This is a genomic window from Erythrobacter sp. S259, assembly GCF_057364965.1.
The window spans coordinates 1,005,473-1,022,404 of the sequence record NZ_CP200286.1 but is presented as its reverse complement, the minus strand read 5'-3'; the positions used below and the strand labels follow the sequence as shown (position 1 = coordinate 1,022,404).

The following is a 16,932-nucleotide window of genomic DNA, read 5'->3' as shown; positions in this document are numbered from 1 at the left end:
AATCAGAACCCCGAGAGAAACGCGTGGCGCAAGACGACCCTTCATCCTTTTCTGACAAGGCAAGTCCCGACGCGATGCGCGAGCGCGCAGTCCCTTCCAGCCGGCTCGCACGTTTCGGCTCGCTTGGAAGGCTGGTTGGCGGGGTCGCTGGCGGAATGGCTGCGGAAGGCGCGCGCAGGCTTGCCAATGGCGAAGGGATAAATCCGCGCGATCTGATCCTGACACCGGGCAACGTCACCCGTATGACCGACAGGCTCAGTCACATGCGCGGCGCGGCCATGAAAATGGGCCAGATGATCAGCATGGATGCAGGCGACTTCCTGCCCGAGGAACTCTCCAGCATCCTTGCCCGCCTGCGCGATCAGGCGAACTTCATGCCGACCAAGCAGCTCGACACAGTCCTCAAAAAAGAATGGGGCAATGATTGGCGCCGCCAGTTTAAATGGTTCAACCCTCGTCCGATTGCAGCTGCCTCTATCGGCCAAGTGCACAAGGCCATGACCAGAGATGGTCAAGAACTCGCCATCAAGGTCCAATATCCCGGCGTTGCCAAAAGCATCGACAGCGATGTCGATAATGTGATGAGCCTGCTCAAAATCGCTGGCTTTGCCCCGCCTGAAATTGAGCTAGAAAAACTGCTCGCTGCCGCCAAGAAGCAGCTCCATGAAGAGGCCGACTACACCCGCGAAGGTGAACAGATGGAGCTTTACCGGGCGCAGATGGAGGGCGAGAGAGGCTTTGTCGTGCCTACCCTGCACAAGGAGCTAACGCGCGGTTCAATCCTTGCGATGAGCTTTGAGGCAGGAACCAGCATCGAAGCGCTCGGCGACGAACCAGAAAGCCGCATCAACGACATCTGCGAGCGAATGATGCGCCTTGTCAGCCGCGAACTGTTTGAGTTTGGCGTGATGCAGACCGACCCCAACTTCGCCAATTTCCGCTATCGCCGTGAAACCGACGAGATCATCCTATTGGATTTCGGAGCCTGCCGCCCGGTCGATCCAGCGGTCGCCAATGGCTATCGCCGCATGCTCGAAGCGGGTCTCAATGGCGACCGCGATGAAGTGCTCAAAGCGACAATCGAAGCTGGCTTCATGATGCCCATAGTCGCCGAACGTCATCCTGAACGCGTGGCCCGCATGATCGACATTGTTATCAATGAAATGCGCGAGGATGCCCCCTTTGATTTTGGCGACCGCAGTTTTGTGCCGCTTCTTCGCGAAGAAGGTTGGGAGATTGCACAGGACAAGGCAACTTGGGCCTTTCCTCCGATTGAAACACTGTTTGTACAGCGCAAAGTTTCCGGCACCGCTCTATTGGGCGCGCGCCTCAAGGCTAAAGTCAATGTACGGCGGATGACCGAAGACATATTGGCAAGCACCACGCCTTTTGCTGTGGCTGCGAGTAGGGGCTGAAAGAAACCTCCAAATTGGATTAGTTGTAAAATTTGCAAGCCTTAGGTTGAACGCTCAAGCATCGCTGCTAAAGTATGCGCCATGCAATGGGAAAAAAATGAACCTCTCGCGGTTCTGTTTGTGTGCCTTGGTAATATTTGCCGGTCACCAATGGCAGAAGGGATCTTCAGGGCTGCGGCTTTGGAGGCTGGGCTCAACGTGGCCATCGATTCAGCGGGCACTGCCGGATATCATATCGGCGACCCGCCGGACCCACGTGCGATCAAAGTTGCTCACCAGAATGGCATCGACATTTCGGGCCTGCGAGGGCGGCAGTTATCCAAAAAAGACTTTGAAAAGTTCACCCATATCATCGCGCTCGACACAGCGAACATGGCCGGTATCAAGGCGCGTCAGCCGCGCGGCTCAAAGGCGCGCTTGTCTTTGCTTCTGGATATCCACGCCGCGGGCGCAGGCGCCTCTGTCGCAGACCCTTATCACGGCGATGAAAGCGATTTTAAGCGATGCTGGGGTCAAATCAGGGATGCCGCAAGAACGCTAGTTACCGAGTTCAAACGCCAAGCCGCTTAGCGCAGCCTTTTCAGCCCACCTTAATTAGACGGTTTTACGCCCGAAACCGCCCGCTGCTGCTCCTCCTCGACCTCCCGTTCCTAGGGCACGTGTGGGAGAAGGCTGGCGGCCTGGTTGTGACCGCGATGCAGGGACATTGGCGCTGTTCGCAGCGTCTTCCATACGCTCAAGAATTCTCTCAAGGGATCCCGTTGTATGATCCAAAAATCTCTCTGAAATTCTCGCCTTCCCAGCGTTCTGAAAAGCACAATCGATTACCAACTGGCGAGTGGGCCTATATCCGGTATCGTCAGTCTCGATTTCCATCCTTATGATGTGGTCATAGGGGATTTTTCTGGTTTGGAAGATGCCGTAGACTTCGATCGCACTTGGCCCGACTTTAGCGGCCCTGTTGTCGTTGATAAATCGCAGTCCCCAAATCGTGATCGGGCTAAGCGTCAGATTAACGATCAGCATCGCGAAGAAATAGTTCCATTCACCGATGAGGGGCGCAATCAAGGAGGTGACCAAGAAAAGCCCCGGAAAAAGGATGACCAGGCTGATCTTTGCGCGAGAATAATAGATGGTGTTCACGAGGTCGCTCCGTTCAGTTTGGAAAAGTCATAAAGATGTCACACGGCCTTGCGGCCAAAACCTTGAGCACGTTGAGCTCCAGGGTTTGACGCATAGGCTGGTGAAGGTTTCTCCCATCGGCGAGCGGGACGCGCTTGCGGTTCGGGCTCATCAGACGCTGCGACTATCGCTTCAACAACACTCTCCAGCTTCCCAGCTTTGCGTTCAAGCAGCATTTCTGAGATGCGCGCCTTGCCTAGGGTTTGATCGGCGGATTTGATCACCAAGTGTCTTTGTGAAATGAAATTGACGGTGGTTTTTTCGATCTCAATGCTAATCACTTGATCAAAGCGCACAGTGCGGGTGCCCAAGAGGCCGTGATATTCAAGCGCGGTCCGGCCGATTATCGCAATCGTATTACTTGCAAGATATTTGCCCGTAAAAGCCAGAATATAAAGCCCAAGAGGCGCCATGATTAGACCCGCAAATACGGTCTTGCCTTCCTGAGTGGTGAACGCCCAAATCCCGCCCCAGATGAACAGGCACGCCGCCGCTGCGACAAGAGCCAGTTTCATGCGTGAATAACGAACAGTCTTCAACATATGCCCCTCCAACGGCCAGACCGATTAGAGGAAAGTGTCGAATACTTTATTAAGCTGCACCTTTTGTAAGCATTATCCGCCGCGCAAAAGTTGCACACCCCAATCGCGCTCAAACAGATAGAGCAGGATACGCGCCGCTTCGCCGCGCTTAGAAGTCAGGCCCCCATCACGCTCCATCAAGAGCCGCGCATCGGCATGGGCGGCAGGCAGCAGCTTTTGCACCTGCTCAAGGTCGGCAATGCGGAACGCCGCCTCTCCCGATTGCCGTGTTCCGAGGAGTTCCCCGCCCCCGCGCAGTTCAAGGTCTTTCTCCGCCAGATCAAACCCGTCTTGGGAATCCTTCACATAGGTGAGGCGCTTTTTCCCGGTTTCGGAAAGCTCATCGCCGCGCAGCAGCACACAGCGGCTCTTTTCAGAGCCCCGCCCCACACGCCCGCGCAATTGGTGAAGCTGCGCCAAGCCAAAGCGTTCTGCCTGTTCGATCACCATCAGGGTCGCGCTGGGCACATCGACGCCGACTTCGATCACGGTTGTGGCGATAAGGAGCTTTGCCTGACCGCTGGCAAAGCGTTCCATGTTTGCGTCTTTGATATCCGGATGGAGCTGGCCGTGGACCATGACGACTTGGTCGCCGAAATGCTCAGCCAGCGCGGCGTAGCGCGCTTCGGCGGCGGCGATGTCGGTCATCTCGTTCTCGCGGACCATGGGGCAGACCCAATAGGCTTGCTGACCGCCTGCAAGGTGGCGGCCCATCGCGGCGACCATTTCGTCGAGGCGGCTTTGCGGGAAGACCAGAGTGTCGATGGCCTGGCGCCCCGGCGGGAGTTCATCCAAGCGGCTCACATCCATTTCGCCATATTGTGCCAGGGTCAGGCTGCGCGGGATCGGCGTCGCAGTCATGGCGAGCGTATGGGGCGCGCGCTTGCCCTTACCCGCCAGCGCCAACCGCTGAGCCACACCAAAACGGTGTTGCTCATCAATAACCACGAGGCCCAAGTCCTTATAGGCAACGCTGTCCTGAAAGATCGCGTGCGTGCCCACCAAAATGTCGATGTCGCCTTGGAGGAGCCCCATAAGCAGCCCTTCCCGCTCGCGCCCTTTCGCCCGCCCGGTGAGAAGCGCGACCTCAACGCCGCAAGGCGCAGCCATTTTGCGCAGGGTCTCGAAGTGTTGCCGCGCGAGGATCTCTGTCGGGGCCAGGAGCGCCGCCTGCTTGCCGGCTTCATTGGCGATCAGCATGGCTTGGAGAGCAACCACAGTCTTACCCGCTCCCACATCACCTTGAAGCAGGCGCAGCATGGGCGCTTCTTGCTGAAGGTCGCCTTCGATCTCAGTCACGGAACGCTTCTGCGCCCCTGTCATCTCAAACGGCAGGTCGAGCTTAGCGCGCAGGCTTCCATCCCCTTGGAGCGCCTGCCCCTTACGGCGGCGGCTGTCGGCTTTCACCAAAAGCAGAGCGAGGCTGTTTGCCAAAAGTTCGTCATAAGCGAGCCGGTTGCGCGCAGGCTCGTTCGGCCCCTTATGCGCCTCCTTCACCGCCTCTTGCCATGATGGCCAGCCTTCCCGCTCAAACTGCCCCGGCTCGATCCATTCGGGAAGCTCGGGGGATTTGGTAAGCGATTGCTCCACCAGCGAAGCAATGCGCGGCTGCGTCAGCCCTTCGGACAATCGATAGACGGCTTCCGTCATCCGGCCCATATTGGCGCCGCTTGTTTCCGCGACATGGTCGGGATGCACGATCTGGAGCATATCGCCATAGCGGTCCAATCGCCCCGCAACCCAGCGCTTCTCGCCCACGGGAAGCTGCTTCTTGCCCGTATAAGACGCGCGCCCGAAATAGGTGACGGCGCAGATATTGCCAATCTCGTCTTGTGCTAAAATCCGGAAAGGCCCCCTGCCCGGATTGTACGATGCCCGGTGCTCCGTTGGCGTGAGCGCGACGATCACCTGCTCGCCCTCACCCGCCTCATCTAGGTTGGTAATCGCGCGCCGTGTCACGAACCGCTCTGGCAGGTGGTAAAGCATATCGCGCACCCGCGTCAGGCCCAGTTTCTCCAAAGGCTTGGCAAGCTTAGGCCCCACGCCTTCCAGCGTCTGGCTTTCTGCAAACAGGGGATTGAGCACATCGGGCCGCATGGCGCACACTTATACTGCCTTGCGCGTAAAGTTCGAGTGCCCTACCTGCGCAATCATGTCGGATATGCCCACATTAGAAACCCGTCTGGCCCGCGCCAAATTCCGCGCCTGGCACAGAGGCACGCGTGAGGCCGATTACATGATCGGCGGATATTTCGATCGCTACCATGAGACATGGGGCGAGGCGGAGATGGATTGGTTTGAAGACCTGCTCGCCGAAGACGATGTTGATGTTATGGCGTGGGGTCTTCAGACACAGGCCGTGCCGGAGCGTTTCCAAGGCGCAATGATCGAGAAAATGCAGAAGCTCGACTACGTCGACATTCCAAGCTGACGGAACGATCGGGTGGCTTCCTAGTTCGACAGGCTCACCACGAACGGATAAGGGCAAGCCCCAAACACCAAGACCCGTTCGCCCTGAGCTTGTCGAAGGGCACTACCCAGTTTCATTTGCGAACAACCATCCATGCCTGACCTCTCCCGCATCCTTTCCGCAAACGCGCCGCTCACGCTCTCCTCGCTTCCTCGAGGCGCTCAGCCTCTGGTGCTGGCCGACCTTGCTAGAGCCTCCAAACAGCGCGCCGTGTTCATCGCGCCAGACGATGCAGCGATGCGTTCGGTCGCGGAAGCCGCGCGGTTCTTTGCGCCTGAGGTTGAAGTGCTGGAATTTCCTGCATGGGATTGCCTCCCCTATGACCGCGCCTCGCCCGCTTTGTCGGTCAGCGCCGCGCGTCTGTCGGCGCTGTTCCGCATGCAGCGTCCGTCGAGCTCTTCGCAATTGGTGGTCACCACCGCCAACGCCGTGCTCCAGCGCGTCCTTACCCCTTTCCGCATCCGCGAAAGCGTGCGCGAGTTCAAAGTGGGCACCACAATCGGCCATGACAGCCTCGCCGCGCTCCTCACCCGCCAAGGATATTCGCGTACTGACACGGTGATTGACCATGGCGAGTTCGCCGTGCGCGGGTCGATTGTCGATATTTTCCCGTCCTCGCTTGATGAAGGCTTGCGGCTCGATTTCTTCGGCGATGAGCTTGAGAGCCTGCGCCTGTTCGACACTTCGACGCAGCGTTCGACCGGCCGTCTCCAAGACCACCTCTTGCTCCCGGCTTCCGAAGCTCTAATCGACGATGATAGCATCAAGCGTTTTCGCTCACGCTACCGCGAGCTTTTTGGGGCGAACGCTACGCAAGACCCGCTTTACGAGGCGGTGAGCGATGGCAGGCGATTGGCGGGGATGGAACATTGGCTGCCGCTGTTCGAGGAGAAGCTTGCAAGCCTCTTCGACCACCTTGGTAAAGACGATGTGGTGGTGATCGACGCCGCCGCCATTGGGGCCGCGGAAGAGCGGCTATCAGACATCACCGACTATCACGACCAGCGCCAGCGCATCGCGAGCGAAAAGTCTGGCAGCTACCGCCCCCTCGCGAAAGACGCGCTCTACCTTGCCGAGGAAGAGTTCAAGACCGCCATCGCCAGCGCAAAAGCCCACAAGGCCAGCGTCTTTGCCGAACCCGAAAGCGGCACATCGCTCGACTTCGGCTTTAAAGCGGCCCGAGATTTCTCTCCGGAACGCGCGCGGGGCGACAACATCTACGAAGCTGCTGCCAAACACTTCAGCGCCATTCTCAAGTCCGGCAGGAAAGCCCTCTTCGCCGCCTATTCCACCGGAAGCCGGGCGCGGATTGCCTCGATCCTCGACGAAGCAGGCGCACCTTCGGTCATCGCTGAGAGCTGGCAGGAAGCCCAGGGACTGGCGGCAAAGGGCAAGATCGCCGCGATGGTCCTGCCGCTCGACACCGGTTTTTCCAGCGACGACCTCGAAATACTCACCGAGCAAGATGTGCTCGGCGACCGCCTCGTGCGCCGAAAGAAGAAGCGCAAGGATTCCGATGCCTTCCTCGCCGAGCTTCAAGCGCTCACCAAAGGCGACCTTGTCGTCCATGTCGAACACGGCATCGGCAAATATATGGGCCTTGAGCCCGTCCCCGTCGGCAAGAGCCAGCATGACTGCGTGCAGCTCGAATATAAAGGCGGCGACAAGCTTTTCATCCCGGTTGAAAACCTCGAAGTGCTCTCGCGCTACGGCTCTTCCGAAGACGCCGTTATGCTCGATCGCCTCGGCGGAGAAGCCTGGCAGAAACGCCGCGCGAAGCTTAAAGAACGCATCACCGCCATCGCTGGTGAACTGATGAAAGTCGCCGCCGAACGCGCGCTCAAGAAAGCGCCCGTCTTCCAGGCCGATGATGCAAGCTTCAACCAATTCGTCGACCGCTTCCCATGGGAGGAGACCGACGATCAGGACGCCGCCATCACCGATGTCCTGCGCGACCTTGAAAGCGGCAAGCCGATGGACCGCCTCGTGTGCGGAGACGTGGGCTTTGGCAAGACCGAAGTGGCTTTGCGCGCAGCATTCGTCGCCGCCATGAACGGTCAGCAAGTCGCCGTTGTCGCCCCCACAACCTTGCTCGCCCGCCAGCACTACACAAACTTCAAAGAACGCTTTGCCGGCTTCCCGCTGAACGTCGGCCGCCTCTCGCGCCTTGTCTCCTCCAAGGAAACGACCGAAACCCGCGAAGGCCTTGCCAATGGCAGCATCGACCTTGTGATTGGCACCCATGCGATCCTCTCCAAATCGACCGAGTTCAAGAACCTCGGCCTCGTGATCGTCGATGAGGAACAGCGCTTTGGCGTGACCCACAAGGAGAAGCTCAAACAGCTGCGCTCCGATGTCCACATGCTCACCCTCACCGCAACGCCCATTCCGCGCACGCTGCAAATGGCGATGACGGGCCTGCGCGAGCTTTCCACCATTCAGACCCCTCCCGTCGACCGCCTGGCGGTGCGCACCTACGTCATGGAGTGGGACGACATGGTGATGCGCGAGGCGCTGCTGCGCGAACATCACCGCGGCGGGCAGAGCTTCATCGTGGTGCCGCGTATCTCCGATATGGCAGCGGTCGAAGAATGGCTTGCCGAGAACGTGCCCGAGGTAAAACCCATCAGCGCCCACGGCCAAATGGGTGCAGGCGAAATCGAAGAGCGGATGAGCGCGTTCTACGAGGGCAAATACGAAGTTCTCCTTTCAACCACCATCGTCGAGAGCGGCCTCGACCTGCCGAGCGCCAACACCATCATCATCCACCGGGCCGACCGCTTTGGCTTGGCACAGCTCTACCAATTGAGAGGCCGTGTGGGCCGCTCCAAACTGCGCGCTTACGCCTATCTCACTTATGAGAAAGACGTGCAGCTCTCCGAGATCGCGGAGAAGCGCCTCAAAGTTCTCAGCGACCTCGACTCGCTTGGCGCAGGCTTCCAACTCGCCTCCCACGACCTCGACATACGCGGGGCAGGCAACCTCCTGGGAGACGAGCAATCCGGCCACATCCGCGAGGTTGGCTTTGAACTCTACCAATCCATGCTTGAGGACGCGATCATGGCGGCGAAAGCGGGCGAAATGGGCTTGGAGAAAGCGCAAGACGCCTTCTCGCCCCAGATCACGGTTGATGCGCCTATCATGATCCCTGAGGATTACGTTCCAGACCTTGCCGTGCGCATGGCGCTCTACCGCCGCCTCAACCAAGCGAACGACAAGGCCGAGATCGAGGGGCTCGCCGCCGAAATGATCGACCGTTTCGGCGACCTCCCAGCACCCACACAAAATCTCGTCAAACTGATCGAGATCAAGCACCAAGCCATCGAGGCCAACATTGCCAAAATCGACGTAGGCGCGCGCGGCACTCTCGTGACCTTCCACAAGGACGACTTCCCCGACGGCCCCGGCCTTGTCGCCTATGTCGACCGGCTGAACCAAACCAAGAACCAAAACGGCCAAGAAACCGCCAAACTGCGCCCCGATATGAAACTCGTCATCAACCGCGCATGGAGCAGCCCGGAAAGCCGCCTCAACGGATTGTTTCAGCTGACTAAGGGGCTGTCGGGGATTGTGAGGAAGTACAATCGCGGGAAAGCGAAATGAGTAAGCCCACACAGTCCAAGACTGTTCTGTTTGATATCGACGGGACCCTTGCGGACATTGAGCACCGTCGCGGCCACCTTGATCAGCCCAGACCCGACTGGAAGGCGTTTAACGAAGGCATGGGGGATGACACTCCCAATCAGCCAATCGTCTCGCTCTACCTTGCACTGTGGTCCAACCCAGAATTCAATCCGATCCTGGTGACCGGCAGAAGTGAGGCCTCTCGAAAGATCACCGAACAATGGCTGACGTGGAATGAAATTCCGTTCAGCCGCCTTCTGATGCGCAAAGCCAAAGACTTCAGAGCCGACCACATCATCAAAGAAGAGATATTGGACAAACTTTTGGCGGAAGGGCTCGATATTCACTTCACTGTTGATGACCGGCAGCAGGTCGTCGATATGTGGCGGCGCAGGGGCATTACGTGCCTTCAGTGTGACGTAGGCGACTTCTAACGCCTACCCATGCCCTCGCCCCCGCGCCGTCGCTGCTAGCGCCAGCACATCATCGCTCTTCATCGGCTGTGCCCGCAGGAACCCCTGCCAATAATCGCAACCCTCTGACGTAATCGCGGCGCGCTGCACATCGTCTTCAATCCCTTCGGCATAGATCGCCAGATCAAGCGCTTTGCCAAGCTGCATAATCGCGCGCAGCACCGCCAATGCCTTGGGGTCACCGGGCACATCGTCGACCATATTCTTATCGAGCTTGAGCGCATCCAAAGGCAGTTCGCGCAGATATCGGAAATTACAAAAGCCTGCGCCAAAATCGTCCAATGCGGTGCGGAACCCCAGCTTCCTCAAAGCCCGCAAGGCCGATGCCGCCTGTTCCAGATTGCGCAACAGCACATCCTCAGTGATCTCAAGCATCAAGCGCTGCGGCTCAATCGAGCTCTTTGCAATCACGCCTGCGAAATCAGCCGCAAACCGGGGGTCGCCCAGCTCCTCTGGCGTGATATTGAGTGATACGCCAAGCTCCGAGGGCCACTGCTCTGCATCCTCCAAAGCCCTCGCGACCACGTGCCGCGACAAAGGCGCAACCAAGGCCGCCCGCTCAGCAATCGCAAATAGATCCCGCGCACCGATCTCGCCGAGCGTTGGATGCTGCCAGCGCGCGAGAGCCTCTGCCCCAACCAGAGCGCCGGTCCGGCACGAAAACTGCGGCTGAAACAGAACTTCAATCTCGCGCCGGTCAAGCGCGCGCAACAAATCCGCATCAAGCGCGGCCGCTTTCACGCCCGGAAACTCGCCGCCGACCGGTCCGCGCAAGGAATTGGCAAGCTGTGCCACCTTTGAAGTTGTCCCATTAGCCATTCAAAACCCCTTACGCATTCTCGCCCCAAATGCTCTGACTGATTGCAATCCGGCCAATTTTGGAACATCAGGGTTCACCACTAGCGCCAAAAATTGGGGGGCGCGTTGTTGATTTGTCAGAGCCTTAGTGTGACGCTGTTTCACGCATGGCAAGGCAAAGCTGTAATGCAGTAGGGGAAAGTCTTGCACAATACGCATGGGGATATGGCAACCATTATGGATGCAGCGCGCGAAATTTCTGGCACCGGCGCAAAACGGTTTGAGAAGGTGGCTTTGGTCGCCTCGGACACGCAGCGGGCGCAAGAGGCATTTGCCAAGCTCAGCGATCAACGCGGCTGGGTGCCGCTTGAACAGGCGGATGCAGTCGTGGTTCTGGGCGGCGATGGGTTCATGCTTCACACGCTCCACAGCATGCTGGATATGCGCCGGATCGTCCCTGCGTATGGCATGAACAGAGGCACAGTGGGCTTTCTGATGAACCGTTATGATAACCGCGCCAATGTTATGCGGCGGCTTGAAAAGGCCCGCGGAAAGGCAATTTCGCCGCTGCGAGTGACTGCCGTGACACAGGACGGTGAGATGCACAAAATGTGCGCCATCAATGAACTGTCTTTGCTGCGTGAGACACGCCAGACCGCAAAGATAGAAGTCACTGTGGGAAGCCGGGTGCGGATTGAAGAGCTTGTGGGTGACGGCATTCTTGTAGCGACCCCCGCTGGCTCTACGGCGTATAACCTGTCTGCAAGCGGCCCGATCCTACCCTTGGACAGTTCGATGCTCGCTCTCACCCCGATCAGCCCGTTCCGCCCTCGCCGTTGGCGCGGAGCCATATTGCCGGACGAAATGCGCATCACATTGCGCGTTCTCGAACCAGCAAAGCGCCCGGTTGCCGCTGTCGCCGATCAGAAAGAGCTTCGCGACATTGCTGAGGTGAGCGTTGAAATTGATCATTCGAGCGCGCTTGAGCTTCTGTTTGACCCGGGCCAATCGCTGGCCGAACGGATAGTCTCGGAGCAATTTGCGGTCGACTAGGCACTACAGGATTTTCGGAATTTTCGGGAGAATTCGCGGGAATGCGCAAAAAAGCAAACGCGCCCTCTTGCCAAGCCCTGCACACCCCCATATAGGCCGCGTCCTCGCTTCCCTTTATACCGCTTGGGAAGCTGCTCCCCGATAGCTCAGCGGTAGAGTAGGTGACTGTTAATCACTTGGTCGTTGGTTCGAATCCAACTCGGGGAGCCATTTTTTCAAGGACTTAGCTCTCTCTAGACCTAGACTAGTCTCATTTTAGTCGCTGGAATTGAGCGTCGGAACGGGTCTTTTTGTGCCGAAATCTGCATAAACAAGCGTTCCAATCTCATTGTTCAAATGCTGGCAAATGCGCGTGAGTGCGTCTGGGTTTAAGACCTGACGGTATCCGGTCTCGATGTAGCGATCCAAGATCGCCTCATTCGCTAAGCCAATCTGCGCTTCCATTTCTTCGCTGACGTGAAACTGAAACTCAGACGCTCTTGTCAGCAAGGCTGGAAGATCGTGGCCTAGGCCCCTACTTCGCAACTCAGATAGAGGCACACCATTCAGCAAAAGGAATGATTTCAGATAAAGCTCTATCGCATGGCTGAAGAGATAGCGGACTGGTGCATCCGAATGAGTGGCCTCAACTTTATGGCCATCAAGCTCAATAGCGCTAGCTGCATATGAATGGGCGTAATGAAAAAGCCCAATAGGTGTCGTTCTATCTAAATCCGCAATCGTTCAATCCAATCGTGAACTATGTCCATCTGATGACCGTCGAGATGGATTGACTTACCATCACCAAAATTCATCTCGAACGAGTCTGTAACCGAGTGATACTGAAATCTAGCCGTGTGGGACGGACATCCTTCCATGCGACAGTCGTCGCAGTGTCGATATATATATTCGCATCCACAAAGCTTTTGCGGAACGAAACTATTCACGTCTTTCCACTCGAACCTATTGGGGAAGTTGTCTTTAGCTATTGCCATATACGAGCATACTAACAGAAAGAGAACATTTATCGAACGAAGTGGTGTGGATTAGTCGCTGTTCTAGTCGCTAAAATCCGTGCGCTGGAGAGCCTTCAAATTTCACGGGACTCTTGAGCAGCTTAGGAAACGAGACAATCTGACACTTAGTCATCTGGTCGCCCTAACTATCTGTTTTCTATGAGGCATTAGGCTCTCTCTTAATCACTTGGTCGTTGGTTCGAATCCAACTCGGGGAGCCATTTTCGCTCCGCTATCCCGTTGGTCGGTTCAATCACGCGAATGGTAGATGATGCGGGTGAAATATACTCCGGTTGCAAATTCGCCTGACTGATCCCGAGCTGGGACGAACCGGGCGTGCTTCTCCATCCCTGCACACGCCGCTTGGTCCAGCGCTTCTGTGCCGCTGCTGGCCGTGATTTGACAGTCTTCAGCGCGCCCTTCCCGCGTAACAGTAACCCTCAACGCAACTGCCCCTTCAAGCGAGGATATGCCCGCATCAGATTGCTGATCTCGAAGGATTTTGCGAGCCCAAGCGCCTTGGCCGCTTGCTACCGCGTGTTGGCTCAGGTCCGCTGGTTCTTCCCTTGACCTCGGTTTGGGCGGTGCCTGACGAAGCGAAGGGGTTATTGCAGCAAGAGACAATGATCGCGGAGGTGCAACATCCTCGGCAACATGCGCTGCTTGGATAAAAATTGGCAAGATTAAGGCAAATGCACTCATAGCCACACATTATGCATAAGGAACAAAAAAACCAAGCTACCAACGCCGTTTGAATCCTAATTGTTGATTTTATTCTTCAGATATTTGGAGTGATTTCACAAGAAATTGGCCAAACCACTTCAATATGTTCATAAACGATTACGGGTAAAACTTACAAGCAAAGGAACATTTGCGCATGCAAGTCGATTGAATATGCAGCAAACTGCAATTCGTGTTGTAAGGTGCGTTTTTCGTGTTCGTACAGGGATTGGTCCCAGCGACTTGTCCGAGAGACTGATCTTTGTAATGCATTGGGTATTGTAATGGACACTATGGATCAAGCATCGCAGGAAGATAGCGATCTCCAACCATTGCACTTGCCCGGCACAACCCAGAAATTTGGCTGTCTAATCGCATTTGAACGGCGATCGCGCAAAGTGACCGCCATCTCTCAGAACAGCGCAGATTTCATCGGCAAAGCTCCAGAAGAATGCCTTGATCAATCGCTCAATCACTTGTTTGAGCGCGGGTTTGTCCATGTCATATCGAACAAGCTTACTTACTCGACCATTCGGGCCAGGCGGGAATATGTGGCGACTATTCAAGGCCCGGCAATCAGCGAGGCCCCGCCTACCCTTGATGTGTTTATTCTGGCAGGCCCCCGATATGACTATCTCGAATTCGTAGGAGCGTCGGCTGGCACCAGAGCTGCACAAGGCGGTGTTGCATCCTTGACGAGCGAAATTCAGAAACTGGAAACGCTTCCCGAAATATTTAAGTTCACAGCCCAATCCGTTCACGCGATTGCCGAATACGACCGAACAACATTCTACCGCTTTCTGCCAAATGGCTCCAGCGAAGTGGTCGCAGAACGCCGGACGGGTAATGTAGAGCCGCTGATGGGTTTGCGGTTTCCATCAGAAGATTTTGGCAGGCAGGCCCGCGATCTTTTTGAGCGCACCCCCATCCGTCTTATTGCCGATGTCCAGGCGGCAAGTATTCCCATGCATTATTCAAAAGGCTTGGGCGCTGCTGATTTTGACCTCTCGGATGCCGTCCTGCGCGGAATTTCAAAAAGCGACAGCGACTATTTAGCGAACATGCAGGTCGCCGCCCTAATGACGATCCCCGTTGTGGTAGAAGGTAATCTTTGGGGCCTCATCATTTGCCACAATGAACTGCCGCGTATGCCGAGCATGGATATGCTCGATTCAGCGGAGGTCATTGGTCATATCGTATCGTTTTGCGTGGCCAAAGTGCTTACTAAGAAGATTGCTGATTTTGCGCACGCTGCGTCTTCCATCAAAGACGCATTCTTCAATCTCCTGAAAGGCAATGTTGCGCCAGAGCAATTCGTGGCGAGCGTTGAAGAGGCGGTTCAGGGCTCGATTGAATATGACGGCATCGGCCTGATGAAAGGCGGTGCCTGGTTCGCATCAGGCGATGCGCCTGAAAGCTTTGATATACCTGACACCGGCCCCGTGATCGCTGCCTCCCCGATGAACGACATAAAGGGGACAAACGATGCGGCAAATTTGCTCAATCGGGAAAGCGATGCTGACTTGGCGGGCTATCTCCATATTCCCCTATCAGATGATTTGTCCGGTGAGCCAAGCGTAAGCTTGACCTTTTTTCGCAGGGCTTTGCGCAGCATTTCAAAGCGTTCTTTTAAGCGCTTTGAGGACCAAGGTAATCACAGCCTCGGTGTTGGATATGGCCAATCCAGTTTCCATGTTCTGCGGTTTGAGCGTTACCTTGAGGAATGCGGCCACATATCAGAAGAGTGGGATGCCTATGACATCCAGTTCGCGCTCCAAATGCAAAAGGATTGCGGTTCGGCGCAGACCGAAACTGGACGCGCGCTCCAACAAAAGGGCTCTTTGCGTTTTCTTGCCAATGAAATGAACCACCGGGTCAAAAACATCTTGGCTCTGGTAAAATCACTTTCAAGCCATGCCCGCGATAGCACCGATGGATCAGGGAGTTATGCGGAAAGCCTTGAGAAGCGTCTATTTTCGTTGGCTGCATCGCATGACATGATGACACGCTCGCAGAGGGAGGGGCTTCCCTTAAGAGACGTCACCGAGATGGAACTGGCTCCCTATCTTTCAGCCAGTCAGATTGAGGATGCCATTTCTGGCCCGCATGTGATCCTTTCAGCTGATGCAGTATTGATGATCACCCTTTTGTTTCATGAGCTGACCTCAAATGCGGTAAAGCATGGCTCGCTTTCCGCGCCCGGCGGCAAGGTTTCGATTGATTGGCAGGTCGCCGGTGAAACATTCACCCTCAATTGGACAGAGCACGGCGGACCTCTTGTAAAACGGCCACAACAGCAAGGATTTGGGCTTGAGCTTTTGCGGGAGGCAATCCCATTTGAGTTTGGCGGAACCGCCGACCTTCGGTTCGTAACGACAGGGTTTGAAGCGAGCTACACCATCCCGACCTCTCCTTTCTTACAAAAAGGTTCGCCGGGCGCCCCAGAACCGGTTAAAAAAGCGCCGGTTGTCTCGGTCATGCCCAAGACCGAACGCGGCCGCGCTCTTATCCTTGAGGACAGCTATTTGCTCGCCTCAGAGCATTCGAAAATTCTCGAGAAGGTTGGCTTTTGCGAAGTCGATCGGGCCTCTACCATACGCGTCGCGATGAGCATGATTGATGAGCATAGGCCCGATTTCGCTCTGCTTGACATTAACCTGCGCGATGAGGAAGTGAGCTTTCCTATCGCTGTCAAACTCAACGAACTGGGCGTGTCGTTTGCCTTTGTCACAGGCTATGGGAGTATTTCCACCGTGCCGTCCGAATTCGCTCAAATAAAGCTCATCCAAAAGCCGCTCACCGAAGAAGCAGTGCAAGCGATTTTTGAGCAATAAGGCTGGCTGTAAGCCTCAGAACCTCACGACCCCAGCAACAGGCGCATCCCAACGGCAAACACCAGTGCGGCGGTCAGCCACCTGATCCATTTGACCGGCAATACTCGCAAAGCCAAAAGGCTGCCGATCTGTCCGCCGACAACTACAGCAAGCAGAAGCGGGAGAGCTTCCGCCACCACGCCTGCAAACATCGCCGCGCCGTTCTTAGCGAGTTGCCCCGCAAGGCCGAAAGCGGAGTTTACGAGAATAAAAAAGCTCGCAGTTGCAGCGATCTCGCGGGCCCCGTTCCAACGGGTCAGATGAAGGAGCGGGGCGAGAAAAATTCCGCCCCCTATGCCCACTAATCCTGCAAGAAGCCCAATAGGAGCAGCGGCAAAGGGCATTGCTTTGGCCCAATTGCCTGAAGTGCGCTCGTCGGCGTCCTCCCTGACCGGGATCATCATGGTGAGCGCCGTCAGCACGAGACTTGCCCCCAAAAGCAGCAGAAACGCCTCGCGGTCTATCGGCATCAATCCGCCCAAAAACGCAGCCGGCGCCGCCAGCGCGGTTAGCGCAAACGCACCCTTCCACGGGGTCACCTTGGCGCGGGCAAACCGCACGCTTGCCCCTGCTACCACCACGATATTGCACGCAAGCGAGATTAACGGCAGGACGCGGTGGTCCGTACCCGTAAGCGCAAGGAGCGCGGAATAGGTCGAACCGCCGCCGAACCCGACACTGGCATAGAGCAACGCGGTCAAAAAGAACGCGAGCCCCAGCAGCAGGATCAACGGCACAGGTTAGTCAG

14 protein-coding genes and 1 tRNA gene are annotated in these 16,932 nt (G+C 56.5%); 8 read left to right on the top strand and 7 right to left on the bottom strand.

The annotated features are described in order from the left end of the window. Positions 1-74: 74 nt before the first annotated feature. Both AC0V60_RS04815 and AC0V60_RS04810 read left to right on the top strand, forming a co-directional pair. Complete coding sequence (locus AC0V60_RS04815; RefSeq protein WP_486179443.1) at positions 75-1,415, top strand: ABC1 kinase family protein; 1,341 nt, start codon at positions 75-77, stop codon at positions 1,413-1,415. Between the two features lie 81 nt (positions 1,416-1,496). Next, complete coding sequence (locus AC0V60_RS04810; protein WP_486177379.1) at positions 1,497-1,985, top strand: low molecular weight protein-tyrosine-phosphatase; 489 nt, start codon at positions 1,497-1,499, stop codon at positions 1,983-1,985. A 24-nt stretch (positions 1,986-2,009) separates the two neighbouring features. Here AC0V60_RS04810 and AC0V60_RS04805 read toward each other — a convergent pair whose 3' ends face one another. From AC0V60_RS04805 to recG, 3 genes are all read right to left on the bottom strand, one after another. Beyond that, positions 2,010-2,558 (bottom strand): hypothetical protein, encoded by a 549-nt coding sequence (locus AC0V60_RS04805; RefSeq protein ID WP_486177378.1) that lies wholly within the window; start codon positions 2,556-2,558, stop codon positions 2,010-2,012. A 38-nt stretch (positions 2,559-2,596) separates the two neighbouring features. Continuing rightward, the gene (locus tag AC0V60_RS04800) at positions 2,597-3,139 is read right to left on the bottom strand and encodes a hypothetical protein (protein ID WP_486177377.1); all 543 of its coding nucleotides are present in this window, start codon (positions 3,137-3,139) and stop codon (positions 2,597-2,599) included. A 72-nt stretch (positions 3,140-3,211) separates the two neighbouring features. After that, entirely contained in the window at positions 3,212-5,275 is a 2,064-nt protein-coding gene (recG, locus tag AC0V60_RS04795) for an ATP-dependent DNA helicase RecG (protein WP_486179442.1), read from the bottom strand. A gap of 55 nt (positions 5,276-5,330) precedes the next feature. Between recG and AC0V60_RS04790 the strand changes: the two genes are divergently transcribed. The 3 genes from AC0V60_RS04790 to AC0V60_RS04780 all read left to right on the top strand — a co-directional run bounded on the left by AC0V60_RS04790 (position 5,331) and on the right by AC0V60_RS04780 (position 9,706). Continuing rightward, complete coding sequence (locus AC0V60_RS04790; protein ID WP_486179441.1) at positions 5,331-5,609, top strand: FAD assembly factor SdhE; 279 nt, start codon at positions 5,331-5,333, stop codon at positions 5,607-5,609. A gap of 132 nt (positions 5,610-5,741) precedes the next feature. Then, entirely contained in the window at positions 5,742-9,251 is a 3,510-nt protein-coding gene (gene mfd / locus AC0V60_RS04785) for a transcription-repair coupling factor (RefSeq protein WP_486177376.1), read from the top strand. Continuing rightward, complete coding sequence (locus tag AC0V60_RS04780) at positions 9,248-9,706, top strand: phosphatase domain-containing protein (protein WP_486177375.1); 459 nt, start codon at positions 9,248-9,250, stop codon at positions 9,704-9,706. The genes mfd and AC0V60_RS04780 overlap by 4 nt, the downstream gene beginning before the upstream one ends. 3 nt (positions 9,707-9,709) lie before the next feature. Here the strand turns inward: AC0V60_RS04780 and AC0V60_RS04775 are convergent, their stop codons facing one another. Then, positions 9,710-10,564, bottom strand: a complete 855-nt coding sequence (locus tag AC0V60_RS04775) for an EAL domain-containing protein (protein ID WP_486177374.1) — start codon at positions 10,562-10,564, stop codon at positions 9,710-9,712. A 204-nt stretch (positions 10,565-10,768) separates the two neighbouring features. On the opposite strand from AC0V60_RS04775, the gene AC0V60_RS04770 reads away from it, so the two are divergent. Both AC0V60_RS04770 and AC0V60_RS04765 read left to right on the top strand, forming a co-directional pair. Further along, on the top strand, positions 10,769-11,596 hold the full coding sequence (locus AC0V60_RS04770; protein WP_486177373.1) for an NAD kinase: 828 nt from the start codon (positions 10,769-10,771) through the stop codon (positions 11,594-11,596). A 135-nt stretch (positions 11,597-11,731) separates the two neighbouring features. Continuing rightward, a tRNA-Asn gene (locus AC0V60_RS04765) sits at positions 11,732-11,806 on the top strand. A gap of 45 nt (positions 11,807-11,851) precedes the next feature. On the opposite strand, the gene AC0V60_RS04760 is transcribed toward AC0V60_RS04765, so the two are convergent. Then, positions 11,852-12,085 (bottom strand): hypothetical protein, encoded by a 234-nt coding sequence (locus tag AC0V60_RS04760; protein ID WP_486177372.1) that lies wholly within the window; start codon positions 12,083-12,085, stop codon positions 11,852-11,854. 755 nt (positions 12,086-12,840) lie between these two features. Then, positions 12,841-13,293 (bottom strand): TonB family protein, encoded by a 453-nt coding sequence (locus AC0V60_RS04755; RefSeq protein WP_486177371.1) that lies wholly within the window; start codon positions 13,291-13,293, stop codon positions 12,841-12,843. Between the two features lie 302 nt (positions 13,294-13,595). Here AC0V60_RS04755 and AC0V60_RS04750 point away from each other — a divergent pair, with 302 nt between their 5' ends. Continuing rightward, complete coding sequence (locus AC0V60_RS04750; protein WP_486177370.1) at positions 13,596-16,145, top strand: HWE histidine kinase domain-containing protein; 2,550 nt, start codon at positions 13,596-13,598, stop codon at positions 16,143-16,145. A gap of 23 nt (positions 16,146-16,168) precedes the next feature. On the opposite strand, the gene AC0V60_RS04745 is transcribed toward AC0V60_RS04750, so the two are convergent. Further along, positions 16,169-16,915 carry a sulfite exporter TauE/SafE family protein gene (locus tag AC0V60_RS04745; RefSeq protein WP_486179440.1) on the bottom strand — a complete coding sequence of 249 codons (747 nt, stop codon included), beginning with the start codon at positions 16,913-16,915 and terminating at the stop codon, positions 16,169-16,171. Between the last annotated feature and the right edge of the window lie 17 nt (positions 16,916-16,932).

Excerpts from the sequence above, each read along its gene's own strand:
- AC0V60_RS04815 (WP_486179443.1), top strand. The coding sequence starts at position 75 with ATGCGCGAGCGCGCAGTCCCTTCCAGCCGGCTCGCACGTTTCGGCTCG.
- AC0V60_RS04810 (WP_486177379.1), top strand. The coding sequence starts at position 1,497 with ATGCAATGGGAAAAAAATGAACCTCTCGCGGTTCTGTTTGTGTGCCTT.
- AC0V60_RS04800 (WP_486177377.1), bottom strand. The coding sequence starts at position 3,139 with ATGTTGAAGACTGTTCGTTATTCACGCATGAAACTGGCTCTTGTCGCA.
- recG (WP_486179442.1), bottom strand. The coding sequence starts at position 5,275 with ATGCGGCCCGATGTGCTCAATCCCCTGTTTGCAGAAAGCCAGACGCTG.
- AC0V60_RS04790 (WP_486179441.1), top strand. The coding sequence starts at position 5,331 with ATGTCGGATATGCCCACATTAGAAACCCGTCTGGCCCGCGCCAAATTC.
- mfd (WP_486177376.1), top strand. The coding sequence starts at position 5,742 with ATGCCTGACCTCTCCCGCATCCTTTCCGCAAACGCGCCGCTCACGCTC.
- AC0V60_RS04780 (WP_486177375.1), top strand. The coding sequence starts at position 9,248 with ATGAGTAAGCCCACACAGTCCAAGACTGTTCTGTTTGATATCGACGGG.
- AC0V60_RS04775 (WP_486177374.1), bottom strand. The coding sequence starts at position 10,564 with ATGGCTAATGGGACAACTTCAAAGGTGGCACAGCTTGCCAATTCCTTG.
- AC0V60_RS04770 (WP_486177373.1), top strand. The coding sequence starts at position 10,769 with ATGGCAACCATTATGGATGCAGCGCGCGAAATTTCTGGCACCGGCGCA.
- AC0V60_RS04755 (WP_486177371.1), bottom strand. The coding sequence starts at position 13,293 with ATGAGTGCATTTGCCTTAATCTTGCCAATTTTTATCCAAGCAGCGCAT.
- AC0V60_RS04750 (WP_486177370.1), top strand. The coding sequence starts at position 13,596 with ATGGACACTATGGATCAAGCATCGCAGGAAGATAGCGATCTCCAACCA.